This window comes from Cyanobium sp. Morenito 9A2, assembly GCF_024345575.1.
Taxonomy (GTDB): Bacteria; Cyanobacteriota; Cyanobacteriia; order PCC-6307; family Cyanobiaceae; genus ATX-6F1.
Window position 1 is genome coordinate 14,567 of the sequence record NZ_JAGQBJ010000005.1, and the last position, 23,461, is coordinate 38,027.

26 protein-coding genes are annotated in these 23,461 nt (G+C 69.4%); 10 read left to right on the forward strand and 16 right to left on the reverse strand.

The window, feature by feature from the left end; genetic code table 11:
- Nucleotides 1–16: 16 nt before the first annotated feature.
- Complete coding sequence (pheS, locus tag KBY88_RS07830; protein WP_254939368.1) at nt 17–1,024, reverse strand: phenylalanine--tRNA ligase subunit alpha; 1,008 nt, start codon at nt 1,022–1,024, stop codon at nt 17–19.
- Nucleotides 1,025–1,121: 97 nt separating this feature from the next.
- Between pheS and surE the strand changes: the two genes are divergently transcribed.
- A complete protein-coding gene (surE, locus tag KBY88_RS07835; protein WP_254939369.1) occupies nt 1,122–1,934 on the forward strand; it encodes a 5'/3'-nucleotidase SurE in 813 nt (270 codons plus the stop codon).
- A 28-nt stretch (nt 1,935–1,962) separates the two neighbouring features.
- Here surE and KBY88_RS07840 read toward each other — a convergent pair whose 3' ends face one another.
- Complete coding sequence (locus KBY88_RS07840; RefSeq protein ID WP_254939370.1) at nt 1,963–2,544, reverse strand: DUF3611 family protein; 582 nt, start codon at nt 2,542–2,544, stop codon at nt 1,963–1,965.
- A gap of 84 nt (nt 2,545–2,628) precedes the next feature.
- Between KBY88_RS07840 and KBY88_RS07845 the strand changes: the two genes are divergently transcribed.
- The 5 genes from KBY88_RS07845 to KBY88_RS07865 all read left to right on the forward strand — a co-directional run bounded on the left by KBY88_RS07845 (nt 2,629) and on the right by KBY88_RS07865 (nt 6,307).
- Nucleotides 2,629–3,672 (forward strand): bifunctional riboflavin kinase/FAD synthetase, encoded by a 1,044-nt coding sequence (locus KBY88_RS07845; RefSeq protein WP_315858114.1) that lies wholly within the window; start codon nt 2,629–2,631, stop codon nt 3,670–3,672.
- Nucleotides 3,673–3,790: 118 nt separating this feature from the next.
- A complete protein-coding gene (locus tag KBY88_RS07850; protein ID WP_254939371.1) occupies nt 3,791–4,876 on the forward strand; it encodes a thiamine phosphate synthase in 1,086 nt (361 codons plus the stop codon).
- Nucleotides 4,877–4,889: 13 nt separating this feature from the next.
- Nucleotides 4,890–5,111, forward strand: coding sequence for a sulfur carrier protein ThiS (thiS, locus tag KBY88_RS07855; protein ID WP_254939372.1), 222 nt, complete (start codon nt 4,890–4,892; stop codon nt 5,109–5,111).
- A 22-nt stretch (nt 5,112–5,133) separates the two neighbouring features.
- A complete protein-coding gene (locus KBY88_RS07860; RefSeq protein ID WP_254939537.1) occupies nt 5,134–6,090 on the forward strand; it encodes a DUF1517 domain-containing protein in 957 nt (318 codons plus the stop codon).
- A 58-nt stretch (nt 6,091–6,148) separates the two neighbouring features.
- Nucleotides 6,149–6,307, forward strand: a complete 159-nt coding sequence (locus KBY88_RS07865; protein ID WP_254939373.1) for a hypothetical protein — start codon at nt 6,149–6,151, stop codon at nt 6,305–6,307.
- On the opposite strand, the gene larB is transcribed toward KBY88_RS07865, so the two are convergent.
- The 6 genes from larB to era all read right to left on the reverse strand — a co-directional run bounded on the left by larB (nt 6,290) and on the right by era (nt 10,470).
- The gene (gene larB, locus KBY88_RS07870; RefSeq protein WP_261348561.1) at nt 6,290–7,036 is read right to left on the reverse strand and encodes a nickel pincer cofactor biosynthesis protein LarB; all 747 of its coding nucleotides are present in this window, start codon (nt 7,034–7,036) and stop codon (nt 6,290–6,292) included. The genes KBY88_RS07865 and larB overlap by 18 nt on opposite strands.
- Nucleotides 7,033–7,593 carry a TIGR03792 family protein gene (locus KBY88_RS07875; protein ID WP_254939374.1) on the reverse strand — a complete coding sequence of 187 codons (561 nt, stop codon included), beginning with the start codon at nt 7,591–7,593 and terminating at the stop codon, nt 7,033–7,035. The genes larB and KBY88_RS07875 overlap by 4 nt, the downstream gene beginning before the upstream one ends.
- Before the next feature lie 5 nt (nt 7,594–7,598).
- A complete protein-coding gene (gene ispF / locus KBY88_RS07880) occupies nt 7,599–8,084 on the reverse strand; it encodes a 2-C-methyl-D-erythritol 2,4-cyclodiphosphate synthase (RefSeq protein ID WP_254939375.1) in 486 nt (161 codons plus the stop codon).
- A gap of 63 nt (nt 8,085–8,147) precedes the next feature.
- A complete protein-coding gene (trmD, locus tag KBY88_RS07885; protein ID WP_254939376.1) occupies nt 8,148–8,852 on the reverse strand; it encodes a tRNA (guanosine(37)-N1)-methyltransferase TrmD in 705 nt (234 codons plus the stop codon).
- Entirely contained in the window at nt 8,849–9,343 is a 495-nt protein-coding gene (locus KBY88_RS07890) for a phycobiliprotein lyase (protein WP_315858115.1), read from the reverse strand. The genes trmD and KBY88_RS07890 overlap by 4 nt, the downstream gene beginning before the upstream one ends.
- A gap of 65 nt (nt 9,344–9,408) precedes the next feature.
- The gene (gene era / locus KBY88_RS07895) at nt 9,409–10,470 is read right to left on the reverse strand and encodes a GTPase Era (RefSeq protein ID WP_254939539.1); all 1,062 of its coding nucleotides are present in this window, start codon (nt 10,468–10,470) and stop codon (nt 9,409–9,411) included.
- 29 nt (nt 10,471–10,499) lie between these two features.
- Between era and KBY88_RS07900 the strand changes: the two genes are divergently transcribed.
- Nucleotides 10,500–11,072: a sll1618 family protein gene (locus tag KBY88_RS07900; RefSeq protein ID WP_514130637.1), complete on the forward strand. Its 573-nt coding sequence runs from the start codon at nt 10,500–10,502 to the stop codon at nt 11,070–11,072.
- An 89-nt stretch (nt 11,073–11,161) separates the two neighbouring features.
- Here the strand turns inward: KBY88_RS07900 and KBY88_RS07905 are convergent, their stop codons facing one another.
- From KBY88_RS07905 to KBY88_RS07925, 5 genes are all read right to left on the reverse strand, one after another.
- Nucleotides 11,162–11,899 carry a Bax inhibitor-1/YccA family protein gene (locus tag KBY88_RS07905; protein ID WP_254939378.1) on the reverse strand — a complete coding sequence of 246 codons (738 nt, stop codon included), beginning with the start codon at nt 11,897–11,899 and terminating at the stop codon, nt 11,162–11,164.
- Between the two features lie 67 nt (nt 11,900–11,966).
- On the reverse strand, nt 11,967–12,953 hold the full coding sequence (locus KBY88_RS07910; RefSeq protein ID WP_254939379.1) for a PhoH family protein: 987 nt from the start codon (nt 12,951–12,953) through the stop codon (nt 11,967–11,969).
- An 11-nt stretch (nt 12,954–12,964) separates the two neighbouring features.
- Nucleotides 12,965–13,387 (reverse strand): 30S ribosomal protein S16, encoded by a 423-nt coding sequence (rpsP, locus tag KBY88_RS07915; RefSeq protein WP_254939541.1) that lies wholly within the window; start codon nt 13,385–13,387, stop codon nt 12,965–12,967.
- A gap of 84 nt (nt 13,388–13,471) precedes the next feature.
- Entirely contained in the window at nt 13,472–14,956 is a 1,485-nt protein-coding gene (ffh, locus tag KBY88_RS07920; RefSeq protein WP_254939380.1) for a signal recognition particle protein, read from the reverse strand.
- Nucleotides 14,957–15,024: 68 nt separating this feature from the next.
- Complete coding sequence (locus KBY88_RS07925; protein WP_254939381.1) at nt 15,025–17,148, reverse strand: IMS domain-containing protein; 2,124 nt, start codon at nt 17,146–17,148, stop codon at nt 15,025–15,027.
- A 154-nt stretch (nt 17,149–17,302) separates the two neighbouring features.
- On the opposite strand from KBY88_RS07925, the gene pdhA reads away from it, so the two are divergent.
- Nucleotides 17,303–18,361, forward strand: a complete 1,059-nt coding sequence (gene pdhA / locus KBY88_RS07930; protein ID WP_254939542.1) for a pyruvate dehydrogenase (acetyl-transferring) E1 component subunit alpha — start codon at nt 17,303–17,305, stop codon at nt 18,359–18,361.
- A 6-nt stretch (nt 18,362–18,367) separates the two neighbouring features.
- Here the strand turns inward: pdhA and KBY88_RS07935 are convergent, their stop codons facing one another.
- Nucleotides 18,368–19,294, reverse strand: coding sequence for a sigma-70 family RNA polymerase sigma factor (locus KBY88_RS07935; protein WP_254939382.1), 927 nt, complete (start codon nt 19,292–19,294; stop codon nt 18,368–18,370).
- Between the two features lie 201 nt (nt 19,295–19,495).
- On the reverse strand, nt 19,496–21,181 hold the full coding sequence (locus tag KBY88_RS07940; RefSeq protein ID WP_254939383.1) for an NAD(P)H-hydrate epimerase: 1,686 nt from the start codon (nt 21,179–21,181) through the stop codon (nt 19,496–19,498).
- Between the two features lie 80 nt (nt 21,182–21,261).
- Here KBY88_RS07940 and mnmA point away from each other — a divergent pair, with 80 nt between their 5' ends.
- The gene (gene mnmA / locus KBY88_RS07945) at nt 21,262–22,395 is read left to right on the forward strand and encodes a tRNA 2-thiouridine(34) synthase MnmA (protein ID WP_396102831.1); all 1,134 of its coding nucleotides are present in this window, start codon (nt 21,262–21,264) and stop codon (nt 22,393–22,395) included.
- A gap of 20 nt (nt 22,396–22,415) precedes the next feature.
- Here mnmA and KBY88_RS07950 read toward each other — a convergent pair whose 3' ends face one another.
- Nucleotides 22,416–22,664 carry a 2Fe-2S iron-sulfur cluster-binding protein gene (locus KBY88_RS07950; RefSeq protein WP_254939385.1) on the reverse strand — a complete coding sequence of 83 codons (249 nt, stop codon included), beginning with the start codon at nt 22,662–22,664 and terminating at the stop codon, nt 22,416–22,418.
- 339 nt (nt 22,665–23,003) lie between these two features.
- Here KBY88_RS07950 and KBY88_RS07955 point away from each other — a divergent pair, with 339 nt between their 5' ends.
- A complete protein-coding gene (locus KBY88_RS07955; RefSeq protein WP_254939386.1) occupies nt 23,004–23,426 on the forward strand; it encodes a hypothetical protein in 423 nt (140 codons plus the stop codon).
- The last annotated feature ends 35 nt before the right edge of the window (nt 23,427–23,461 follow it).

Consider the following 23,461-nt stretch of genomic DNA (forward strand, 5'->3'; position numbering starts at 1 on the left):
CCATCGGGGATGGTTTTCAGAACTGTTCGAGGAAGCGCAGGTCGCTGGTGTACAGCCTGCGGATGTCGTCGATGCCGTGGCGCACCATCGCGAACCGCTCCACCCCGAGGCCGGCGGCAAAGCCGCTCCAGCGCTCCGGATCGAGCCCCAGACCCTCAAGCACCGCCGGATCGACCATGCCGCAGCCCATCACCTCCAGCCAGCGGCCCCGCCACCGCACGTCCACCTCGGCGCTGGGTTCGGTGAAGGGGAAGTAACTGGCGCGGAAGCGCACGGGGAGGTCACCGAAAAAGGCCTGCAGGAAGGTGGTCACCGTGCCGCGCAGATGACTGAAATCGAGCCCCTCGTCGATGGCCAGCACTTCCACCTGGTGGAACACGGGGGAGTGGGTGGCATCGACCGCATCACGCCGGTAAACGCGCCCCGGCGCCACGATCCGCACCGGTGGGGGGGTTTTCTCCAGGTGTCGGATCTGCACCGGAGAGGTGTGGGTGCGCAGCAGCTGGTGCTCCGAGAGATAGAAGGTGTCCTGCATGTCCCGGGCCGGATGGTGGGGCGGGATGTTGAGGGCGGTGAAGTTGTAGTGGTCGGTCTCGATCTCCGGGCCCTCCTCCACCCGGTAACCCAGGCCGCAGAAGATATCGACGATCTCCTCGGTGGTGGTGATCAGCGGATGGCGATGCCCCACCGGGATGTAGCTGCTGGGGGCGGTCACATCCAGCCTCTCGCGCTCGAGCTTCTCGGCCAGGGCCAGACCCTTCATCCCGGCCAGCCGTTCCCCCAGCTGGGTCTGCACCAGTTCCTTGAGCACGTTGGCCCGTTGGCCCACCAGCGGGCGCTCAGCGGCGGGCAGCCGGCCCATGGCGCCGAGCACCCCGGAGAGGCGCCCTTTCTTGCCCAGCAGAGCCACCCGCAGGGCCTCAAGGGCAGCGGGGCTGGCGGCGGCGGCGATCTCGGCGCTGGCCTGCTCCTCCAGCTGCTTCAGCTGGTCGGTGAGCTCCTGCAGGCTCAAGGTGGCGCTCACGGCGACGAAACGATGACCCCCGACTGTAGGCAAGGACGCCTGGGGCACCCGGGCAGGCCCGCTGGGCGGCCTAACTTGCGCTTCCACGCCCCTGCCCATGGAGCCCCTGCGGATCCTGATCAGCAACGACGACGGGGTCTTCGCCGGCGGCATCCGTGCCCTGGCGGCCGAGGCGGCGTCCAGGGGGCATCGGGTCACGGTGGTCTGCCCGGACCAGGAGCGCTCCGCCACCGGCCATGGACTCACCCTCCAGACACCGCTGCGGGCAGAGCGGGCCGATGAGCTGTTCGCCGATGGTGTGGGGGCTTGGGCCTGCAGCGGCACGCCCTCCGACTGCGTCAAACTCGCCCTGGCCAGCCTGCTGGAGGAGCCGCCGGATCTGGTGCTCTCGGGCGTCAATCACGGCCCCAACCTCGGCACCGATGTCCTCTATTCAGGCACCGTCTCAGCGGCCATGGAGGGCACCTTGGAGGGCTTGCCAGCCCTGGCGGTGAGCAGCGCCTGTTTTCAGTGGCGTCAGTTCGAGCCCGCCGCTCGCCTGGCCCTCGACGTGGCCGAGCAGGCGCTGGCGAGGGGCTGGCCCGAAGGCCTGTTGCTCAACCTCAACGTGCCCCCCCTGCCGGATGGCTCGATGGCGCCCCTGCGCTGGTGTCGGCCAGGGGTGCGCCGCTACGTGGACCAGTTCGACCGCCGCAGCGATCCCCGCGGCCGCACCTATTACTGGCTCGCAGGTGAGGTAGTGAACGATCTGGAATCGGCCGGCGCCGGACCCCAGCACTGGCCGACCGACGTGGCCCAGGTGCACGCCGGTGGCGCGGCACTGACGCCCCTGCAGCCGGAACTCTTCTGGCGAGGAACCTTGGGGGCTTTGCCCACGCTGCCGGAGCTGCTTTCTGCCCCGCAAGAGTGATCGAACCCTGGCCTGGCAGGGTCCGTTTTCAGCGGGGGCGGTGGACCCGCTGCAGCAGCCATAAGCTGATGATCAGGCCCAGCAGGTGAGCAAACAGCACCTGGGTGTTGCTGAGCACGGACAGCATCTCGATCGAGGTGATCGGCAGCCCCACCACGCGCCCACCCGCCCCGGCCGCCCCCTGCATCTGGGCACCGAAGAAGCCCGGAACCTGTTGGGAGGCCTGCACGAACAGGCTGCCCGCCAAGGCCTGGTAACCCACCGCCGCCAGGGTGAGGCCGATCAGATCGGCCAGCAGTCCACGTTTGATCAGGCGGCTGGTCTCCCCCTTCGAGGGGTGGGCGGGGCTGTCCAGGGCGCGGCCGCACTTGACCACCAGCCAGCCCTGCCAAAGGCACCAGAGCAGCACCAGGAACGAGAGCGTGGTCAGCGAGAGGCCGGGGCCCAGCCCCAGGGCGCGGGAGGAATTGGCGGCCATCTGGCCGCCGATGTTGTTGAAGATCAGCACCCCCACCACAACAATGCCCAGGGCCAGCTGGATCCAGAAGCGCACCCAGCCCATGCGCCGCAGGGCGGCGGAGATCTGGAGCAGATCCAGGCGATCGGCCATGGGAACGGGGCGGGGGTGGGGAAGGGGTGAGCCGCTCAAACTTGCCATGGGAGGATCGATCGGGCGAGGCCCCGACCCCCTGATTTGATTCCGCTGCGTTCGCCCCAGGAGGCCCGCCGGCCCACGGCGGTGGCCCTCGGCAGCTTTGATGGTCTGCACCGGGGCCACCGGCGGGTGATCGAGGCGGTCACCGGCTGGCGGCCCGCCCCGTCCCGGACCCCGCCGGGGCCCGTTCCCGTACCGACGGTGCTGAGCTTCTGGCCCCACCCCCGGGAGGTGCTCTACGGCGACACGCGCCTCCGCCTCGACCTGCCGGTGGAGAAGCTCAGCCTGCTCGACCCATTGGGCATCGAACAGCTGGTGCTGGTGCCCTTCGATCGCGACCTGGCGGCCCTGAGTCCGGAGGCCTTCATCGAGCAGGTGCTCGTGGGTCAGCTGCAGGCGCGGGTGGTGGCCGTGGGGGAGAACTTCCGCTTCGGGGCGGGCCGCAGCGGCGACGCCGCGGCGCTGGTGGCCCTGGGCGCCCGCCATGGCCTTGAGGTTCGCGTCTTGCCGATGCTCCAGGACAACGGCGAGCGTTTCAGCAGCAGCCGCATCCGCAAGGCGTTGTCCATGGGCGACCTGCAGGAGGCCACCCGGTTGCTGCAGCGTCCCTATCGCTTCAGTGGCCGGGTGGTGCGCGGCCGTGGCCTCGGCCGTGAGATCGGCTGGCCCACGGCCAACCTGCAGGTGGACGGCCGCAAGTTTCTGCCCCTGGAAGGGGTCTATGCCGCCTTCGCGCAGCTGGGTGGCGGGCCGCCGCTGGCGGCGGTGATGAACCTCGGTCCCCAGCCGACTGTGGATCCGATGGCCCCCTCGGCGGTGGAGGTGCACCTGCTCGACCGCCAGCTGGAGCTGGAGGGCCGCGAGCTGGTGGTGGAGCCGCTGGCCCTTCTGCGGCGCCAGCAGCGCTTTTCAGGCCTGGAGGAACTCAGTGCCCAGATCGCCCGTGATGCCGACCGGGCCCGGGAACTGACCGGGGCCGCGTGCCCTCAACCCAGCGTCGGTGGGGGCTCAGGCGGCGGGGTAGGCGTTGGTCAGGCCCCAGATGATGAAGGCGCCGATGCCCCCCAGCAGCAGAATCCCTGAGATCAGCACCAGCATCGGGTTGTCCGCCTCTCCCTGAGCCATGGCCGCCGCAACGCTCGTAGTGGCGACAGCCTAAGCAGCCCCCTTCTCCCGCTTCGCCATCACCCACACCAAGTCGATGGAGTCTTTGCCCCCGGATGTCGCCCCCGCCAGAGCCCTGGCTGAGCCCAGCGCCGCAGCGGACGGTGCGGCGATCGCCCGGTTGCTGGATGCCAATCTGGATCGCGCCCGTGAGGGCCTGCGGGTGATCGAAGACTGGTGCCGATTCGGCCTCGATCGCGATGACCTGGTGGCCCGCACCAAAGACCTGCGCCAGCGCCTGGGTCTGCTGCACGAGGAGCGCTTCAAGCAGGCGCGTCACACCGCCTCCGATCCGGCCACGGGCCTGGGCCATCCCGCCCAGGAGACGCGGCGGGCCCCCTCCCAGGTGGTGGCCGCCAACTGCGCCCGGGTGCAGGAGGCCCTGCGGGTGCTGGAGGAATTTGCGCGCAGCGAGGCACCGGAGCTCGCACGCCAGGCGGCGGCTGGGCGCTATGCCCTCTACGACCTGGAAGTGGCGGTGCTGCGGGCCCGTCAGGGGGGCCATGGGCGTCGCCAGCAGCTGGCCCAGTGCCGGCTCTACCTGATCACCAGCCCCTCACCCCGGCTGGAGGCCACCGTGGCCGCCGCCCTCGAGGCGGGGGTGCGGCTGGTGCAGTACCGCAGCAAGGAGGCCCCCGATGGCGAGCGCTGGCAGGAGGCCCGGGCCCTGCGCCAGCTCTGCGCCCGCCACGGGGCCCTGTTCATCGTCAACGACCGCATTGATCTGGCCCTGGCCCTCGACGCCGACGGGGTGCACCTGGGCCAGGGGGATCTGCCCCCCGCCGTGGCCCGCCGGCTGCTGGGGCCCGAGCGACTGATCGGGCGCAGCACGGGTGAGCTGGCCCAGCTGCACCAGGCGGTGGCCGACGGCTGTGACTACGTGGGGGTGGGCCCGGTCAACGCCACACCGACCAAACCGGGCCGGGAACCCGTGGGGCTCTCCTATGTGCGCCAGGCGGCGGCGGAATCGCCCCTTCCTTTCTTTGCCATCGGCGGCATCGATGCCCTCACCTTGGCTGCGGTGCTGGCGGCGGGGGCCGAACGGGTGGCGGTGGTGCGGGCGATCACCGACGCGGCCGACCCCGGCCAGGTCAGCCGCGACCTGCTGGAGGCCCTGGCATGAGCGAGGCGGTGGGATGAGCGATGAGGTGGCGATCGAGGTGGTCCTCAACGGCGAGCAACGTTCTTGCCCGGGCGGCCTGGATCTGGAGGCGACCCTGCGCCACTTCGGCTACGAGCCGCGGCTGGTGGTGGTGGAGTTCAACGGGGCGATCCTCCCGCGCTCCCTCTGGCCGGATCAGCGGGTACGGGAAGCCGATGGACTGGAGGTGGTCACCATCGTTGGAGGTGGTTTCTAGAGTCAAGCCGATTCCTCAGGTGCTGGCCTTGTCCCCACTGCGGCCTTCCTCGCTACTCCGTCGCCTTTGTGGCGCCTTGCTCGTGCCGGTCCTGCTGTCTGGATTGCTGCTGGCGGCGCCCCAGCCCTCCCAGGCGGCCAGCGGCGGTCGCATCGGTGGCGGTAGCTTCCGCTCGGCCCCCTCCATGCCCCGGAGCTACGGCGGTGGAGGCGGCGGCTACCGGGGTGGCTTTGGCGGCGGGTACGGGGGTGGCGGCTTCGGCTTTCCCTTCTTGATCCCCATTTTTGGCTTCGGTGGTGGTGGCCTGTTCGGCTTTTTGATCCTCATGGCGATCGTCGGTGTGATCGCCAACGCCCTCAGGGGTGGCGCTGGCTCCCTGGCCGGAGGGGATGGCGGTGCCATCGAGGCCCCGCGCCGCGACGGCCCCGTGGCGATCGCCCAGCTCCAGGTGGGGCTACTTGCCACGGCAAGGGACCTGCAGCAGGATCTACGCGGCCTTGCCGGCAGCGCCGACACCAGTTCCAGCGCCGGCCTTCAGCGCGTGCTGCAGGACACCACCCTGGCCCTGCTGCGCCATCCCGACCTCTGGGTTTACGCCAACAGCGAACTGGGCCAGGTGCCCTTCACTGCGGCCGAATCCACCTTCAACCGGCTCTCGATGACCGAGCGCAGCAAGCTGCGCAGTGAGGTCACCACGAATGTGGCTGGCCAACGCCTCAGTTCACCTTCCGCGGCCGCTGGCAATGCCGATGCCACCAGTGATTTCATCGCCGTCACCGTGCTGGTGGCCAGCCGCAGCCGCGTGCCGCTCAAGCCAGTGACCACGGCCGATGAGCTGCGTGAGGCCCTGCGCGTGATCGGTTCGGTGCCCTCCGCCGATCTTCTCGCGCTGGAGGTGATCTGGCAGCCCGAGGGCGAAGGGGAGGTGCTCAGCACCGAAGAACTGCTCACCGCCTACCCCCAGATCCAGCACCTCTGAGCCCCTTGCCTGAGCGCTCCTTGGGCCGCACACTGCTCTCCAGTTCCAGGCTCAGCGGATGGCACGCCGACCGGTCGAGTGGGTGAATACCCCTGTACTGGCGGAAGCGTTGCAGCGCTATCGGCTGGGCCTGTTGCCCCTGTCCATGCGCCGCTGGGTGGAAACTGTGCTGGAGCTTCCCCCCGGCCCTTCCAAAGTTTCAGAACGCCTGCTCTGACCCCTTGGGAGGGCAGTCGGATCCCCTGAGAATGCGCAGGGCGGCCATGGCGGCGCCGTAACCGTTGTCAATGTTCACCACCACCAGTCCGGGCGCACAGCTGGCGAGCATCCCCTGGAGGGCCGCCTGGCCCCCGGCGCTCACCCCGTAGCCCACCGACACCGGCACCCCGATCACCGGCTGGGGCACCAGCCCCGCAAGCACCGTGGGCAGTGCCCCCTCCATGCCGGCGCAGGCGATCAGCACACGGGAGCCTTGCAACTGCTCCAGGCGCCCCAGCAGCCGGTGCAGCCCGGCCACGCCCACATCCACCAACAACCTGCTGGCCACACCCGAGCAGCGCAGGGCCAGGGCGGCTTCCTGGGCCACCTCCAGATCGCTGGTGCCGCCGGTGAGAATCGACACCGCCACGGGCCCCGGCGGTTCCTCCAGGGGCCCCTGGGTGAGGCAGCGGCTGTCCGGGTGATAGCGGCTGGCGGGGACTAACTTGAGTACCGCCGCGGCTTTCTCCGGATCCACTCGGGTGACGAGCGCCGGCAGCCCCAGCGCCTGCAGGCGCTCGAGGATCGCAGCGATCTGTTCGGCACTCTTATGGGCTCCCCAGATCGCCTCGGCCAGGCCCAGCCGGCGGCGGCGGTCGAGGTCGAGGTGCGCCAGCCCCACGATCGTGCCGCCGAGGCTTCCGACCGCCTCGGGGCTGGTCTCGCCGTTTCCCTGGACCAGCGTCATGGCCGATCCCTGGCGACCGTCTCCCCGAGTTGCTCAAGCAGCAGCTCACCGCTTGAAACGATCGGGAAGGGGTTGCTCGGGCGTGCGCCACTGGCCCGCACGGGCGGGCTCGGATTCCCCGGGGTCAGACAGCGACGGGCGGCGTCTTCGAAGCGCTCCTGCACCTGATCGAGGCTGGCGGTGGGGATGGCGTTCCAGTCGTGGCGGCGGGCCCAGCCAATCAGCAGCATCGCCTCCTGGCGCTGGGGATCCCAGAACAACTGGCGGCCGCGGTAGCCGCGCTGCTGGGCGAGCCAGGGTTCCCAGCTGGAGGCCTCCGCCTGGAGCCAGCAGACCCGCGCTGCAGCGGGAACGCGCAGGCGCAGGGTTTCCAGCACCTCGGCCTGGTCGGCCTGCAGCGCCAGCGGGGGAACGCTTGAGACGTCGAGGGGGCTGGCGCTGGCGGCCTGGGGAGACAGCAGCGACCAGGGGAGCCCGATCAGGGCGGCCAGCAGCCATGCCAGCGCCTGGAGGGTCCAGCTTGGGGGCGTTGAGGGATGGGGCCGTGGTGGGGCCATCGGAATCAGGGTTTGTGCAGCAGGGCCACGGCGTGACAGGCGATGCCTTCCTCGCGGCCCGTGGGGCCGAGCCGTTCATTGGTGGTGGCCTTCACCCCCACCTGATCGGGTTCCACCCCGAGCCGGGCGGCGATGGCCGCGCGCATGGCGGCGATGTGGGGCTTGAGCTTGGGGCGCTCCGCCACCACCACCGTATCGAGATTGAGCACCTGCCAGCCCCGTTCCCGCACCAGGGACACCACCTGCTCCAGCAACACCAGGCTGTCGGCCCCTTTCCAGCGCGGGTCCTCGGGGGGAAAGTGCAGGCCGATGTCCCCGAGGCTGAGGGCCCCCAGCAGGGCATCCATCAGGGCGTGCACCAGCACATCGGCATCGCTGTGACCATCGAGCCCGAGGCCGTCGGGGTGCTCCAGCCGCACGCCCCCCAGGATCAACGGCCGCCCCGGCACCAGCCGGTGGATGTCGTAGCCGTTGCCGATACGCAGGTGCATGGGGCGATCGAATCGGTGCTCGGCCCAGTCTCCCAGTCCGCCCCAGGCGGTGCCTGAGACGGCCTAAGGCTGTTCCTGCTCCCGCCAGCGGGCATGGAGATCGGGCCGACGCTCGGCGGTCCGTTGCTGCTGCTGCTCGAAGCGCCAGCGGGCGATGGCGCCGTGGTCGCCGCTGCGCAGCACCGCGGGCACCTCCTGGCCGCGGAAGCTGGCCGGGCGCGTGTAGTGGGGATGCTCCAGCAGCAGGGTGCTGTGGCTTTCCTGCTCCAGGGAGGCGGCGGTGCCCACGGTGCCCGGCAGCAGCCGCACCACCCCGTTGATCAGCACCATCGCCGGCAGCTCACCGCCGGTGAGCACGAAATCGCCGATCGAGACCTCCTCATCGGCCAGGGAGCGGATGCGCTCATCGAAGCCCTCGTAGTGGCCGCAGAGCAGCACCAGCTGATCGTGGTCGGTGGCCCAGCGCTGCAGATCGGCCTGCTGCAGGGGCCGGCCCTGGGGGCTCATCAGCAACACCCGCCGCCGTGGCAGCACCGGAATCGACTCCACCGCCGCAAACACGGGTTCGGGCTTGAGCACCATGCCGGCACCGCCTCCGTAGGGCTCATCGTCGACCTTGCGGTAGCGATCGAGCGCGAAGTCGCGCGGGTTGTGGGTGTGCAGATCGGCGATGCCGGCGGCAAAGGCCCGCCCGATCACCCCGAGGCTCCGCAGGGGGGCGAAGGCCTCCGGCGCCAGGGTCACCACATCGAGGCGCAGGCCGCTCATGCCTCCTGGGCGGGGGGGCGGGAGACCCGGCGGATTTCGGAGCTGAAGCTGGCGTCGCTGGGGCGGCCATCGGCGTAACGCTCGACGGTGCTGCGCAGGCGCAGGTTGGGCTTGGTGAACCAGATGCGCTCGCGCAGTTCCCGTTCGCCCTGGAGCAGCGTCAACTCCAGGCTGCCGTCGGGCCAGAGCTGCCAGGAGCCGCTGAGATCGGCAGTGGTGCCGTCATCCGTGGCGTGAAACCTGCCGCCCGGTTCGAAGCGCAGCTGGCGCCCCGCCTGGCCCTTGGGGGTGACCACCAGCACGCCGATGGAGCTCTGACCATCGCCCGCCTGCCAGGCCACCTGAAGCTCGCCGCGCTCGCTGCTGTGCCAGTCGTCGTCGCCAGCGGCGGCCAGGGCGAACCGGCTACGCAAGCTCATCCACTCACCGGCGCAGAAGGCCAGAAAGCCGGCCAGATCCTCGGGCGGAAACGGGGCGCTGCTGTCGGTCAAGGGGGCGGGGGACGCGGTGCGGCAGCCCATCTTCTCAGTCGCCGGCCTCAGGCGCCGCTGGGCACTTAACCGTCTCCTCGATACCCCAGCTCCGCCAGCTTGGCCGGGTTGCGGCGCCAGTTGGGCACCACCTTCACGAACAGCTCCAGATACACGGGGCCATCGAACACCTTCTGCATCTGCAGCCGGGCGCCGCTGCCGATGGTTTTGAGCATGGCGCCGCCCTTGCCGATGAGGATGCCTTTCTGGCTGGAGCGCTCCACCAGCACCGTGGCCAGCACGGCGGTGCGCGGGCCGTCGTCGACGATGCGATCGATGCTCACGGCCACCGAGTGGGGCACCTCCTCTCGCGTCTGATGCAGCACCTGCTCGCGGATCAGCTCTGAGAGCAGCAGTTGCTCGGGCTGGTCGCTGACAGCATCGGGGGGGTAGAGGTGGGGGCCCAGGGGAAGCCGAGCGGCCAGGGCCTCCACCAGCGCACTGGTGCCGACGCCGGTGGTGGCACTGCAGGCCAGCAGGGGCCAGTGGAGCGGGGTGGGCCGTTGGCCCCAGACGGTCGCTTGGCCACCAGGGCCACCTGCGCTCTCTGTCTGAGCTGGCGGGGCCGCACGCATGGGCTCCTGGCCGTTCGGGTCCTGGCCCAGCAGCGCGCGGTAGCTGGCCATGAGCTGCTCGGCGCGGGCGGGATCCACCAGGTCGCTCTTGTTGAGAGCCACCAGCACCGGGGCCCTGATCGAGCTCAGCAGCTCGACGATGAAACCATCCCCCCGGCCGGCCGGCTCGCTGCCATCCACCAGCAGCATCACCACATCCACCTCGCCGATGGCCCCCCGGGCGCTCTGCACCAGGCGCTCGCCCAGCAGGTGGTGGGGCTTGTGGATGCCCGGGGTGTCCAGCAGCACCAGCTGGGCGCTGGGGGTGGTGAGAATGGCGCGCAGGCGGTTTCGGGTGGTCTGGGCGACGGGGGAGGTGATCGCCACCTTCTCGCCCACCAACTGGTTGAGCAGGGTGGACTTGCCCACATTCGGCCGCCCGATCAGGGCCACGAAGCCGGAGCGGAAGCCGGGTGGGGTGCTGGGGAAGGCCCCTGCCGCCGGCACCCCCAGCGGTGGATCATGGATCTCCATAGCCTTCACACTGCCAGCCCACCGGCCCGATGTCCGATACCCAAGCCGCTGATACGCGTGGTCTCGACTACGCCGCCCTCCCCAGCGAAGCACCCGTCTCGCCCAGCTTTCCCCAGGCGATGGAGATCGCCACCCAGTGGCTGGCGCTCTGGGAAGCGGGCGAACTCAGCGATGAGGTGCTGGCTGATCGGGTGGGAGAGCTGGTGGACAGCCTCGATGGGGCCAGGGGCTTCTTTGTCGTGTCCCTGGCCGGTGATAGCCCCGTGATGGACCGGCTGCCGGAACCGCTGCTGTTGAGCCTGCGCCTCGCCGGCGAGTTGGTGGTGGACCTCACCGCCCGCAACCTGGCGATGAGCACGGCCATGGCGCTCCACCACGGCCGTAGCGGCGACGCTGCCCAGCAGGCGGGATCGGAGCGGGTGCAGACCCGCTGCACCGAACTGTTGCGCCATCTGGAGCCTGGAGCGGTGAAGGCGCGACTGGAGCGCTTGCTGGCGGCCACCGCGGACAGCGGCGACGACGTGGCGTTTCTGGAGCGCTGGGGCTACGACGACGACCAGAAGGCCGCCATCGCGGCGGCGATCGAAGCGGTGGCTGAGTGAGCAGGCGCAGCTTCCAGGCGCCCCACCCTGCCGACCCATAAAAAAAAGCGCCCCTGGGGAGGGCGCCTTGGTTGAGAGCTTCGGTCCCCTCAATCGCGGCGGCCGCCGCCGTTGAGGGCAATGATCAGCCGCAGGATGAAGATGAACAGGTTGATGTAGGTGAGGTACATGCCCAGGGCGCCGGCCAGGTACTGGTCGTCGCTGTAGGTGCGGGGCATCGTGTAGAAGTCGACGAAGGCGGCTCCCACAAACAGCACGGTTCCGAAGCCGGCGATCAGCAGCTCAAAGCTGCCGCCATGGAAGACGCCGGGGGCAAAGATGCCGCCGATGATCTGAACCACCATCGCGATCAGCAGGCCGACGATCCCTAGGCCCACCACGGCGCTGAGGGATTGGCCGACGCTGTCGCTCATGCGGCGCCCCAGCACCGAGGCAATCACGAAGGTGACGCCTGTGGCCAGGGCCGCCACACCGATCGAGCCGATGCCGGCGGTGCCGATGGCCAGGGCGACGATGCCACTGAGGGTGAAGCCGGTGAGAAGGCTGTAGAGGGTCAGCAGAGGCAGAGCTGTGGAGCTGTTCCCCTTCAGCGCCACGTTCTGGGCGACGAAGAAGAGGATGAAGTTGCCGATCAAGGCAACCCAGAACAGCGGTTGAAACGCCGATGGATTGCTGGCCAGGAGGGCCAGGCCACCGGCCACGCCGCCGGCGGTGAGCACCATGCCGCCACCCACGTAGGGCAGGGCCTTGTTCACCACATTGGGACCCACCAGCGCGCTGCTCTGGGCTTCGCGAATGGCCTGTTGAAAATTGCTGCTGGCCGGCATGGCTCACCAGAGGGTTTAACTCCACCCATCCTGCCAGTGCAAGCCATGGGGTGGGGTGTGGTTCTCCCTAAAGACCCCGGCTGCGGCGCCGGTCCCGCTCGGCGTAGGCCTGCACCAGGCGCTGCACCAGGGGGTGACGGACGACGTCGGCGGCGGTGAGCCGGCAGATCGCCACCCCTTCCACCCCTTCAAGCACCTCCGCAGCCTCGATCAGGCCGCTCGGCTGCTGGGGCGGCAGGTCGCTCTGGGTGGGATCGCCGGTGACCACCATGCGCGCGTTCTCCCCCAGGCGGGTGAGCACCATGCGCATCTGGGCCGGCGTGGTGTTCTGGGCCTCATCGAGGATCACGAAGGCATCGGCCAGGGTGCGGCCGCGCATGTAGGCCAGCGGCGCCACCTCGATCACCCCCTTCTCCAGCAGAGCAGCGGTGCGCTCCGCTCCGAGCAGGGTGTGCAAAGCGTCGTAGAGGGGGCGCAGGTACGGATCCACCTTCTGCTGCAGATCGCCGGGCAGGAACCCGAGCCGTTCACCCGCCTCCACCGCCGGGCGGGTGAGCACCAGGCGCTCCACCTTGCGCTCACTCAGCAGGCGCACCGCCTGAACGGTGGCCAGAAAGGTCTTGCCGGTGCCCGCCGGCCCGAGGGCGAGGGTGAGGTCATGGCGCTCCATCGCCTCGACGTAGGCCTTTTGATTGAGGGTGCGGGGGCGCAGCAGACGGCCGCTCTGGCTGCGGGCCAGCACCTGTTGGCCCAGCGCCCGATGCTCCTCGCCGCGGCCGCTGTCGAGGGCCGAGAGGGCCGTCTGCAGATCAACAGCCGTGATGGCCTGGCCCTCTTGCCACAAGGGACGCAACAGCTCAACCAGGGCCGCAGCGCGCTCCAGCTGACTGACACGGCCCTGGATCACCAAAGTGAGTCCGCGCAGGACGAGCGTGGCTCCGGTGAGAGCGCCGATGCGGTGCAGGGTGGCTTCCGCCTCGCCGGCGAGGGCAAGGGCTGCACCCCCATCCGGCAAGTCGAGGCTGAAGGCTGTGGCTCTGTCGGCCCCGGCCATGGGGCGGGCGATCAGGCTTCGGCGGCGGCGGGTTCGGGCTCGCTGGCGGCGGCGGCCGCTTCGGCGGCTTTGGCCTCAGCAGCGGCCGCCGCTTCAGCGGCCTTGGCGGCGGCGGCTTCCTTGGCCGCAGCCTTGGCGGCGGCGTCGCGGGCCTCGGCCTGCTTCAGCTTGCCAACGCTTTCGGCATGACGGATGGTTTTTTCCACCAGGCCGGCCTTCTCGAGCAGGGTGCGCACGGTGTCGGTGGGTTGGGCGCCCTGGCCTAGACGCACCCGGATGGCCTCGGTGTCGAGGCGGGTCTCGTCAGTGCGGGGGTTGTAGAAGCCCAGCTCCTCAAGGGGGCGGCCGTCACGGCGGGAGGTGCTGTTGGTGGCCACCAGGCGGAAGCTCGTTTCCCGCTTCTTGCCAAACCGCTTCAGGCGGAGCTTGATCATCGTGGCCTTGCCTTGCTTGCTGGGGGAGGAACCGGCGGTGAAATCACGCGCCAAACGACAACCATACCCTGCCGACAGACCACCTCAAAGTTGCCCGAAACCCTTGCGCTTCTTGGTCGGTTTGGGGGGGCGCGGCGCGGCGCCGCCCCGGGCGGACGCCCCCGGATGGCCGAAGACCCCACCCATCTCCGGCAGGCCACCCCCTAGGCCTGGTAAGCCTCCGCCCAGGCCCGGGAAGCCCCCGCCCATCCCCGGAAGGCCCGCAGACAGTCCGCCCCGGCTCATCTGCTGCATGAAGCCGCGCATCTTCTGGAAATCGGCCAGCACCTTGTCCACGTCGGCGGGGGTGTGGCCGCTGCCGGCGGCAATGCGACGACGGCGGGAGGGCTGGGCCGCCAGGAGTTCGGGCTGCTGGCGCTCAGCGGCGGTCATCGAGCCGATCATCGCCTCGATCTTCTTGAGCTGGGCTTCCCCCTGCTTGAGCATGCCGTCGTCGATCTTGTTCATGCCCGGGATCATCTTCATCAGGCCCCCGAGCGAGCCCATGCGCTTGATCAGGCGCATCTGCTGGACGAAATCGGAAAAGTCGAAGCTGGCCTCCTGCAGCTTCTGCTGCATGCGCGCCACATCCGCCAGCTCCACCTCCTTGCTGGCCTTCTCCACCAGGGTGAGCACATCGCCCATGCCGAGGATGCGGCTGGCCATCCGCTCCGGGTGGAAGGGCTGCAGGGCCTCCACCTTTTCGCCTGTGCCGATGAACTTGATCGGCGCGCCGCTCACCTTGCGAATCGAGAGGGCGGCGCCGCCGCGGGAGTCGCCGTCCAGCTTGGTGAGCACCGCACCGGTGAGGCCCACCTGCTCGTGGAAGGCACGGGTGAGATCGGCCGCCTCCTGGCCGATCATCGAATCCACCACCAGCAGCACCTCGTCGGGGGCCACGGCAGTGCGGATCCGCACCATCTCCTCCATCATCGCGGCATCGATCTGGAGCCGACCGGCGGTGTCGACGATCACCGTGTCGAAGCCCTCAGCCCGACCCTTGGCGACCCCGGCGGCAGCGATGTCTTCTGGTTTGGCCTCGGCTCCGAGGCTGAACACCTCCACACCGATCTGGCGGCCGAGGGTCTGGAGCTGGTCGATGGCGGCGGGCCGGTAGACGTCGGCAGCCACCAGCAGGGCGCGGCGCCCCTGCTCTTTGAGGTGCAGCCCGAGCTTGGCCGTGGCGGTGGTCTTGCCCGCCCCCTGCAGGCCCGCCATCAACACCACGGTGGGCGCCGTATCAGCGTTGGCGAGGGGGGCATTGCCGCCGCCCATCACCTCCACCAGGGCCTCGTGCACCAGCTGGATGAACTTCTGATCCGGGTTGATGCCGCGCACCACCTCAGCCCCGAGGGCCTTGGCGCGCACATCGGCAACGAACTCCTTGATCACCGCCAGGCTGACGTCGGCCTCAAGCAGGGCCCGGCGCACTTCCTTGAGGGCGCTGTCCACGTTCGTTTCCGTGATCGTGGCCTGACCCCGCAGGCTCTTGACCGCGTCTTCAAAACGTTGGGAGAGCTCGTCGAACATGGGCGGCTAATCAATGGGCGGGTGTGGAACGGGCCGGCGGGGACCAGCGGCTGGGCATTCGTGTCGGCTCAGGCCAGGGGACGGAAGAAGACCAGCTTCCAGGTCTTGCCGTCCCGGCCGAACACATACCTATTCGATCGGCTGCCCTCGGGGGTTCGCTTCAGCACCTGACCCTGGCGGTTGCGCAACTCATCGCTGTAGCTCAGTTCCACTTCGGCCTCGATGCGGTTGGCGGCGCGGTTGGTGACGGTGAAGCGGCGCACGCTGGACCTGATCTCCTCGATTCGACCGGCGGCTTCATCCTCGCGGCGCTGACGGCGGAGCCGCTCCACCTGGGGTGTGCGCGCCAGTTCCTCGAGGGGGAGGCTGGCGCTGCCCCCGGCTAGGACCGCAGCCTTGGCCTTCAGCCACGCTTCCAGCAATGCCTGCAATTCCTCGGGGGTGGGTTCATCGCTCTCCAGGGGCAGGGTGGCGGGCAGGGAGGGCGCCGGCTTTACCACCGGAGGCGAAACGGGCTGGGTCAGCGGCGGCACGCTGGCGCTCGGGGCCATCCCGGCCTGGGGCGTCCCGGGGGCCAGCCGCTGGCGCACCAGGGCAAAGCCACCGGCGGCCACGCCGAGGGCAAGCACGGACAAGGCGGCCGCTCGGGTCCAGCGGGGCTGCTCCGGCAGGTTCAGCTTCGCCAGGTTGAACCGGGGCACGTTGAAGGTCGGCCGCCGGAAGACTGGTCGTTTCAGGGATGGCCCCCCCGGAGTCGGCAGGCGCAACTCAGGCGGGCGCCAGGCGCTGATCGCCTGGAGCGAACGCCCCCATCGGGGCCAATGGAGCTGGGGCCATGGCCAGCTCGGCCAGTCCAGATCGTCCTCCTCCGCGCCATCGTCACGCCCAGCAGCGCCGGTGGCCGCGGTGGGGGCGGGGTAGGTGCCAAGCCCGGAGATCGCCGGTGACCATTCCGCCAGCAGATTGGTGCTCTCGCTAGGGACGCTCGCAGCACTGGAGACGGCTTCCCCACCCCGGGCCATCTTGCGGTCCTCCCGCTCCACATAGAGCTGCACGTCCCGGTCGGCGAACCAGGCCTCCAGATCAACCTCCACCTCGATGTCGCGGTAGCCCGGCAACACCTCGCGATCGAGCCAGTCGATGCAATAGGCGCACAGTCCCGCCAGGGGTTCGTCGCCCTGCTCGGCCGCCCATTGGCGCAACGGCTCGCTGGCTCCCTGGGCAAACAGGCTCTGGGCGACCTCCACCTGGCCGAGCAACAGCGAAAGGCAGGCGAGGTAGGGCTCCATGCCGGCCTGGCCACCGGCCACCAGGCGCTCGCGCGCGGCGGCGATCCGCTCCGGCTTGCGCTGGCTGAAGCCAGAGGCCGTGAGGGCGTAGCTGGCGAGGAAGCCGGCCGTTGGGGAGGAGGGCACCGCCCAATGGCTGAAGAGATCCACCTGCTCCTGCACGGTCAGGAATTGGCGGATCTGCTTGAAGAAGGCCTGGAACTCCTCGGGGCTGAAGTCAGCGTCCCCGGGCCCATCAAGGCCGCCGCGCTGCTGCACAAGGTGCTCCAGCAGATGCAGCCCCTCCTGGCGCTCAGCCACCGCGGCCAGATCACGGCTGAGCAGATCGAGGATTCGATAGGGCAGCAGGGCCGCCAGGCTGCGTTCGATCATCTGGCGCGAGGCCGGGAGCTGACCCATGCGCTGCAGCAGTTGCAACCCCAACTGGAGGGTCTGGGCGGCGGCTTCGTAGCGGCGCTCCTTGTGGTAATCCTCCGCGCTGGCCTGGCAGGCGAGGGCCGCCAGCAGGGTCAGGTCGGCCTCGCGGCTGCTGCCCAGGGCAGGGGCCTGGGGCGGGTTGAGCCCGCGGCGGGCGGCCTCGAAGGCCTCGGCCCCCTGGCCCGCCTCCAGCAGCAACAGCAGGCCAGCCACTTCCTTGGACGGGGGCACCTCCAGGCCCGGCACCAGCGAGGCCTCAGCGCTCGAAAGGTTGGTGAGGTCCGCTTCATAGCGTTCGCGCCGCTCGGAGTTGCTGAGCAGGTCGGCACTGCTGCGTAACAATTCCGCCCTCGTTTGCAGGGTCTCCGGGGTGAACCCTTGATCGGGGGGACGATCGAGCCGCAACTTCAAGGTGTGCAGCACGGTCTGAGCGTCCGCGGCCGGGCTGACACCGAGAAGGCGGAAATGATCGAACGGCAGTTCCAACCGCGCGGCAGCGATGGCACGCGACTGTAGGCAGGGCCAATGGTTTTGACTGCAGAACGAGGACGGACCCCGTACAGTCAGCCTCACCCGATCAGCCTCCTCCGCCATGACCCAGGAGATCGTTGCCCCGGTTCAGCTCGGCGGAGCCACACGCATGGACAGCTCCGCCGGGGCCGCCGGCAGCCACGCGGAACGTCTGGCGGCGCTCTATCCCGCCGGCCCCAGCAGTGTCAGCCGCGAGGACGGGCTGATGCTCTACCGCGACATGACCCTGGGCCGGCGCTTCGAAGACAAGTGCGCCGAGATGTACTACCGCGGCAAAATGTTTGGCTTCGTTCACCTCTACAACGGCCAGGAGGCCGTGAGCACGGGTGTGATCAAGGCGATGAAGGCCCAGCACGACTGGTTCTGCAGCACCTACCGCGACCACGTGCATGCCCTCAGTGCCGGCGTGCCGGCCCGGGAGGTGATGAGTGAGCTGTTCGGCAAGGAGACCGGGTGCAGCAAAGGCCGGGGAGGCTCGATGCACCTTTTTTCGAAGGAGCATCATCTGCTCGGGGGCTATGCCTTCATCGGCGAGGGCATCCCCGTGGCCCTCGGGGCCGCCTTCACCAGCCGCTACAAGCGTGACGCCCTGGGCGATGCCAGCAGCGATGCGGTGACCGCCGCCTTCTTCGGCGATGGCACCTGCAACAACGGTCAGTTCTTCGAATGCCTCAACATGGCGGCGCTCTGGAAGCTGCCGATCCTGTTTGTCGTGGAGAACAACAAGTGGGCGATTGGCATGGCCCACGACCGTGCCACCAGCGATCCGGAGATTTGGCGCAAGGCTGCCGCCTTCGGCATGGCCGGCGAGGAGGTCGACGGCATGGACGTGCTGGCGGTGCGGGCCGCCGCCCAACGGGCGATCGAGCGGGCGCGGGCGGGCGAAGGCCCCACCCTGCTGGAATGCCTCACCTATCGCTTCCGTGGTCACTCCCTGGCCGACCCCGACGAACTCCGCAGTGAGGCCGAAAAGACCTTCTGGGCGGAGCGCGATCCCATCAAAGCGCTCGCAGCCCACCTGCAGGAGCACGGTCTGGCCAGCGCTGAGGAACTCAAGGCGGTCGAAAAAGAGATCGACGCCGAAGTGGCCGACGCGATCAGCTTCGCTCTGGCGGCACCCGAGCCGGATCCCGCCGAGCTCACGCGTTACATCTGGGCTGAAGACTGATCGGCCTCAGAGTTCGACGCTCTGCCGGCGTGTGAGGTTGCGCAGCTTGCGCAGGGCCTTGAGCTCCACCTGGCGGACGCGCTCACGGGAGACCTCCAGCAGCCGGCCGATCTCGGCCAAGGTGTGGCGCTCCTGGCCCTCAAGGCCAAAGCGCAGCTCCAACACCTGGCGCTCCTGGTCGGTGAGGGAGGCCAGCCAGCGCCCCAATTGCTCTCGGTGCATGCCGCGCTCCACCTGGTCGAGTGGTTCGTCGTGGTGACCATCGGCGATCAGATCGCCGAGAAAACTGCGCCCCTCTTCGCCGTTGACGGGGGCATCAAGGCTTGAGGTGGTGAGGGACTGGCGAAGCAGGGAATCGAGTTCCTGGATCGGGATCGCCATGGCTTCAGCGATTTCCCCGCGGCTCGGCATGGCCCCGAGCTTTTGGGCCAGATCGAGGCTCACCTTGCGGACGGCGCCAAGGCGCTCGCTGAGGTGCACCGGCAGGCGGATCGTGCGCGACTGGCAGGCAATCGCCCGGGTCATGCTCTGGCGAATCCACCAGAAGGCATAGGTGGAGAACTTGTAACCACGGGTGGGATCGAACTTTTCGACGGCCCGCTCAAGGCCGAGGGAACCCTCTTGGATCAGGTCGAGCAACTCAAGTCCTTTGCCCTGATACTTCTTCGCCACGCTCACCACCAGACGAAGGTTGGCCTTCATCATCCGATCCTTGGAGCGCCGCCCCACTTTGATCGACTTCTTCTGCTGGTCGCTGAGGGGCTTGATCTTCCCGTCTTCGATCAGACGCATCATCGTCTGGACTTGATTGCCGAGTTCGATTTCTTCGGCCGGGGTTAAAAGGGGCTCCCGCCCGATCGTGGCCAGGTACCAGCTGATCGGGTCACTGCTCCGCCGGCGACTGCCGCTGGCCGAGAGGCTGGAGGTTGTCATGAACCCTGGCCTTGGATGCAACGAATCTCCTATGAACTTCCGGTTGATGGCTGTCATGTCAACAACCCTTCAGCTTGATACGTGTAAAACCACACATTCCCCCTGCTCAGCGCTGGGGGTGACGGCAGCATTAACCACCTCTTCCCTGGCTGACGCCAGCGCTCGTTCATCAGGGAGGGGGTTCCTTTGCCCCCATGGCCCTCAGCCGAGGAGGCCGTCATCGACGCGGTGCCGCCCCAGCGTTGCCGCGACGGCCATCGGTGTGCAGGCGCCAGCACCCTCCTCGCACGCCGTCCTCCGGCCGGCCTGGGCATGGTCAAGGGCGATCGCCGCCAGGAGGGCGCTGAAGGAGGCCGCGGCGCCCCTCGCCGCAACGCCCTCGGCCCCTGTGCAGGCATCAGCATCGGCCATTCCACCCGCCAATGCCATGGCCCCCCGTCCAGCGGCGTAGCCCGCGAGCACATCGCCCAGACCCGCACGGGCACTGACGGCCTCGGCCTCGATCAGCTGCCAGCGGTGTCCAAGGGGACTGGCCACCACCGTGCGCGCGCCTTTGAGCAGCACCGTGGCGCCACTGGTGGCCGCTGCTTCCGCCGCAGCCGCCAGCGGCGGCCGTTCGGCCAGTGCAGGGAACAACCGGGCGAATTCACCCCTGTGGGGGGTGAGCCAGGTGGGCCCCTGCCTGCCCTGGAGCCAGTCCACTGCGGCTCCCGAGGTGCGCTGGGCCAGGCGGTTGAGTCCATCGGCATCGAGCACCAACAGCCCGGAAAAAACCTGAAGCGCGACCCAGGCTCCCTCCTCCTTGGCAGCGGCGTTCGAAAAACCGCGCTCGAGACCGCTGGCCTTGGCGCCCGTACCGATCCCCGGCCCGAGCAGCACCGCATCAAGCCGCTCCAGGATCCCCGGGACCGCCAGCGCCCCCAACTGAAGGTGACCGTCGTGAGCGCAGGCCAGGGCTTGCTCCACAACCACATGGGGCTGCACGGCCCAGAGCCCTTCGGCCACGGCCTCGGGCAAGGCCGCTCGAAGACTGCCGCAGCCGCTGGCGCTGGCCCCGAGCAGCGCCAGCGGGGCGGCACCGCGGTAGCGCTCGCTGCCGCACACCACCAACAGCCGGCCACGGCCGTACTTGGCCTGCTCCGGTCCCAACCGTGGCGACGGCGCCCCGCGTCGATCGGCGGCGGCCAGGGCCAGGGGCTGCTCGGGCGGCAGGGCTTCGAAAAGTCGCTCGGGCAGGCCCAGGTCCAGGCGCCGCAGCTCCCCCACCCAAGCAAGGGCCGGATCCTGCACCAGGCCCAGCTTGAGCAGGCCGAGGCAGTAGGTGATGCGGGCGCAGGCGGCGACACGGCCCAGGAGCTGGCCGCTGTCGGAGCAGAGGCCACTGGGGACATCAAGGGCCACCAACCGGCCGGGCCGCCGGCACTGGCGCTCGGCCAGGAGCTCTTCAAGCGAGTCATCCAACGGCCGGCTCTGCCCCATGCCGAACAGGGCGTCGATCCAGAGGGCCGCTTCGGCTGGATCGGGGGCGACGCTGAGCGGCTCAATACCCATCCAGAGGGCGCACTCCAGGTGCCGGGCCGTGAGGGGCTTGGGACGCTCGAACGGGTTCCAGACCCGCACCGGAACGCCTGCCAGCCAAAGCTCCCGGGCCACCACCAGACCGTCGCCGCCGTTGTGGCCTGGGCCCACCAGCACCGTCACCCCGCTCTCCAGCAGCGAGGGCGCATCAAGCAGCGCCGCGCTGATCGCCAGGGCCGCCTTCTCCATCAGCGCTTCCACCGGCAGGCCGTGGGCGAAAAGGTCCGCTTCAATCGCCGCCATCTGGGCCGAGCTCACCATCAGATGGGCGGCATCCCGCCGGGGCCAGGGGGCATGGAGCGCGCTCATGGGGGGACGTCCTTCAGGCGGGGGAGCGGTGTCGGTTCCATGATGGGGATTCCCGTCGCCTCGACTTGAGCACCGCTTCTCTGCAGACCGGTTTCAGCCGTCCCCCCGCCACCGCGGCCGGAGCCGAGGCCTTGGCGCGCCTGGCCGCCTGGCCCGGGGAACGGCGGGTGGCGGTGGGGCTCTCCGGCGGCGTCGACAGCTCCCTCACCGCCGCCCTCCTGGTGCAGGCGGGCTGGCAGGTGGAAGGCCTCACGCTCTGGCTGATGAGTGGCAAGGGCTCCTGCTGCGCTGAAGGGCTGGTGGACGCCGCCGGCATCTGCGACCAGTTGGGGGTGCCCCACCACGTGGTCGATTCCCGAGAGCGCTTCCGCGAGCAGATCGTTGAGTTTCTCGTCACGGGCTACGGCGAAGGGGTGACCCCGCTGCCCTGCTCCCGTTGCAACCGGGAGGTGAAATTTGCGCCGATGTTGGCCTGGGCCAGCGCCGAGCGCGGCCTTGGCCGGCTCGCCACCGGCCACTACGCCCGCACACGCCCGGCCGAGGAATCCGCCAATGGCCGCACCCAGCTGCTGCGCGGCCTCGACGCCCACAAGGACCAGAGCTATTTCCTCTATGGCCTCTCCCAGGAGGTGCTCTCGAGGCTGGTGTTTCCCCTTGGTGAACTCACCAAGGCCGACACCCGCGCCGAGGCGGAGCGCTACGGCCTGCGCACCGCCGCCAAGCCCGAGAGCCAGGACCTCTGCCTGGCGGACCACCACGGCTCGATGAAGGCGTTCCTGGATGCCTACCTGCCGCCGCGCCCGGGGGAGATCGTGCTGGCCGACGGCACCGTGCTGGGGAGCCACGACGGCATTGAGCACTTCACGATCGGCCAGCGCAAGGGACTGGGGGTGGCCTGGAGCGAGCCCCTGCACGTGGTGCGCCTCGACGGGGCCCTGAACCGGGTGGTGGTCGCCCCCAGGGCCGAGGCGGCTCGATCCTCTTGCCAGCTCGACGAACTCAACTGGGTGTCGATCGAGGCTCCGGATGGGCCCCTGGAGGTGGAGGTGCAGGTGCGTTACCGCAGTCTTCCGGAGCGGGGCTTGCTTGCTCCGGAGGCAGGGGGCCAATGGACGCTCGAGTTTGCCGAGCCCCAGTTCTCGATCACGCCGGGGCAGGCGGCCGTCTTCTACGACGGTGAGTTGCTCCTGGGGGGTGGCTTGATCCAGCGCTGAGTCCCGCCCATTGGGATGGTTCACCAGTGGGGGTCACTGGCCAGTTCCACCTGGAGCCGTCCGCTGCGGGCCCTCGGCACCGTGGCGATGCAGGCGCGCACCACGCGGCCGTTGACCTCGATTTCGCAGGCACCGCAGCTGCCCGTCAGGCAGCCGGTGGGAATGGCCAGCCCCGCCGCCGCCGCCGCCGGCAGCCAGTCCTGGCCCACCTCGGCCGAGCCCGTGGCTCCCCCCGGCCAGATCACCTCGATGGTGGCCTTGCTTCCCATGGCGGTTGCCGCGGCCCAGTCCTGACCCATCATCGACACAGCGACGGCTGATCCCTGTGCCCGATGCGCCTGAGCACGTCGAGCGGTAGAAGGAGCTGTTTGAGCGGGCCGGTCGTCGCCTGGGGAGGAGCCGCACCCTGTGCCGGGCGCAGCCAGCCGGCTCACGGCCCGCAGCTACGTGCTCGTGGCCGGGGACGGCCGTTTGCTGGCCCGCATCCCCCTGGCTCAGCTGGGGTTGCCCTGGCAATGGGGCGATCCGACGGAGCCCCCCTGGCAACGGTTGGGCCTGATGCCAGTGGCCACCGCGCTCTCCCTGCTCCTGAACGCCCTGTCCCCCTGGTGCCGCTGGGTGTTGGCGTACGGCTCTGGTTCCATGAGTTCGGCCATGCCATGGTGGCCTCGTGGAGTGGCCGGCGGGCCTTGCCACTCCCCATCGGCTGGACCAGCGCCGATCGGGAGCGCTCCGTCCTGGTCGTGATGCTGGTGCTGCTGTTGGAGCTGGTGCTGCTCACCCTGGCCTGGCGGGAGCGCCGGGCGTACATGGCCCTCCTGGCATGCTCCCTGATCGCCACCCAACTGGCGGCGGTGGTCTCCCTGGGGGGAAAACCCTACGCACCCCTGATGGCCTGGGGCGGCGTGGCGGGTGAGTTCGTGCTGCCTACGATCCTGATCACCGGCGGCCTATTCAGCGTACCGACCTACTTCCGCTGGCCGCTGCTGCGCTTTCCGGCCGTGCTGGGGGGAAGCCTCACCTTCTGGTAGGCAATGGCGGAGTGGCGCGGGATCGCCGCCGACAG

Excerpts from the sequence above, each read along its gene's own strand:
- surE (WP_254939369.1), top strand. The coding sequence starts at position 1,122 with ATGGAGCCCCTGCGGATCCTGATCAGCAACGACGACGGGGTCTTCGCC.
- KBY88_RS07840 (WP_254939370.1), bottom strand. The coding sequence starts at position 2,544 with ATGGCCGATCGCCTGGATCTGCTCCAGATCTCCGCCGCCCTGCGGCGC.
- KBY88_RS07850 (WP_254939371.1), top strand. The coding sequence starts at position 3,791 with ATGGAGTCTTTGCCCCCGGATGTCGCCCCCGCCAGAGCCCTGGCTGAG.
- thiS (WP_254939372.1), top strand. The coding sequence starts at position 4,890 with ATGAGCGATGAGGTGGCGATCGAGGTGGTCCTCAACGGCGAGCAACGT.
- KBY88_RS07865 (WP_254939373.1), top strand. The coding sequence starts at position 6,149 with ATGGCACGCCGACCGGTCGAGTGGGTGAATACCCCTGTACTGGCGGAA.
- larB (WP_261348561.1), bottom strand. The coding sequence starts at position 7,036 with ATGACGCTGGTCCAGGGAAACGGCGAGACCAGCCCCGAGGCGGTCGGA.
- KBY88_RS07875 (WP_254939374.1), bottom strand. The coding sequence starts at position 7,593 with ATGGCCCCACCACGGCCCCATCCCTCAACGCCCCCAAGCTGGACCCTC.
- ispF (WP_254939375.1), bottom strand. The coding sequence starts at position 8,084 with ATGCACCTGCGTATCGGCAACGGCTACGACATCCACCGGCTGGTGCCG.
- trmD (WP_254939376.1), bottom strand. The coding sequence starts at position 8,852 with ATGAGCGGCCTGCGCCTCGATGTGGTGACCCTGGCGCCGGAGGCCTTC.
- era (WP_254939539.1), bottom strand. The coding sequence starts at position 10,470 with ATGGAGATCCATGATCCACCGCTGGGGGTGCCGGCGGCAGGGGCCTTC.
- KBY88_RS07900 (WP_514130637.1), top strand. The coding sequence starts at position 10,500 with ATGTCCGATACCCAAGCCGCTGATACGCGTGGTCTCGACTACGCCGCC.
- KBY88_RS07905 (WP_254939378.1), bottom strand. The coding sequence starts at position 11,899 with ATGCCGGCCAGCAGCAATTTTCAACAGGCCATTCGCGAAGCCCAGAGC.
- KBY88_RS07910 (WP_254939379.1), bottom strand. The coding sequence starts at position 12,953 with ATGGCCGGGGCCGACAGAGCCACAGCCTTCAGCCTCGACTTGCCGGAT.
- rpsP (WP_254939541.1), bottom strand. The coding sequence starts at position 13,387 with ATGATCAAGCTCCGCCTGAAGCGGTTTGGCAAGAAGCGGGAAACGAGC.
- ffh (WP_254939380.1), bottom strand. The coding sequence starts at position 14,956 with ATGTTCGACGAGCTCTCCCAACGTTTTGAAGACGCGGTCAAGAGCCTG.
- pdhA (WP_254939542.1), top strand. The coding sequence starts at position 17,303 with ATGGACAGCTCCGCCGGGGCCGCCGGCAGCCACGCGGAACGTCTGGCG.
- KBY88_RS07935 (WP_254939382.1), bottom strand. The coding sequence starts at position 19,294 with ATGACAACCTCCAGCCTCTCGGCCAGCGGCAGTCGCCGGCGGAGCAGT.
- KBY88_RS07940 (WP_254939383.1), bottom strand. The coding sequence starts at position 21,181 with ATGAGCGCGCTCCATGCCCCCTGGCCCCGGCGGGATGCCGCCCATCTG.
- KBY88_RS07950 (WP_254939385.1), bottom strand. The coding sequence starts at position 22,664 with ATGGGAAGCAAGGCCACCATCGAGGTGATCTGGCCGGGGGGAGCCACG.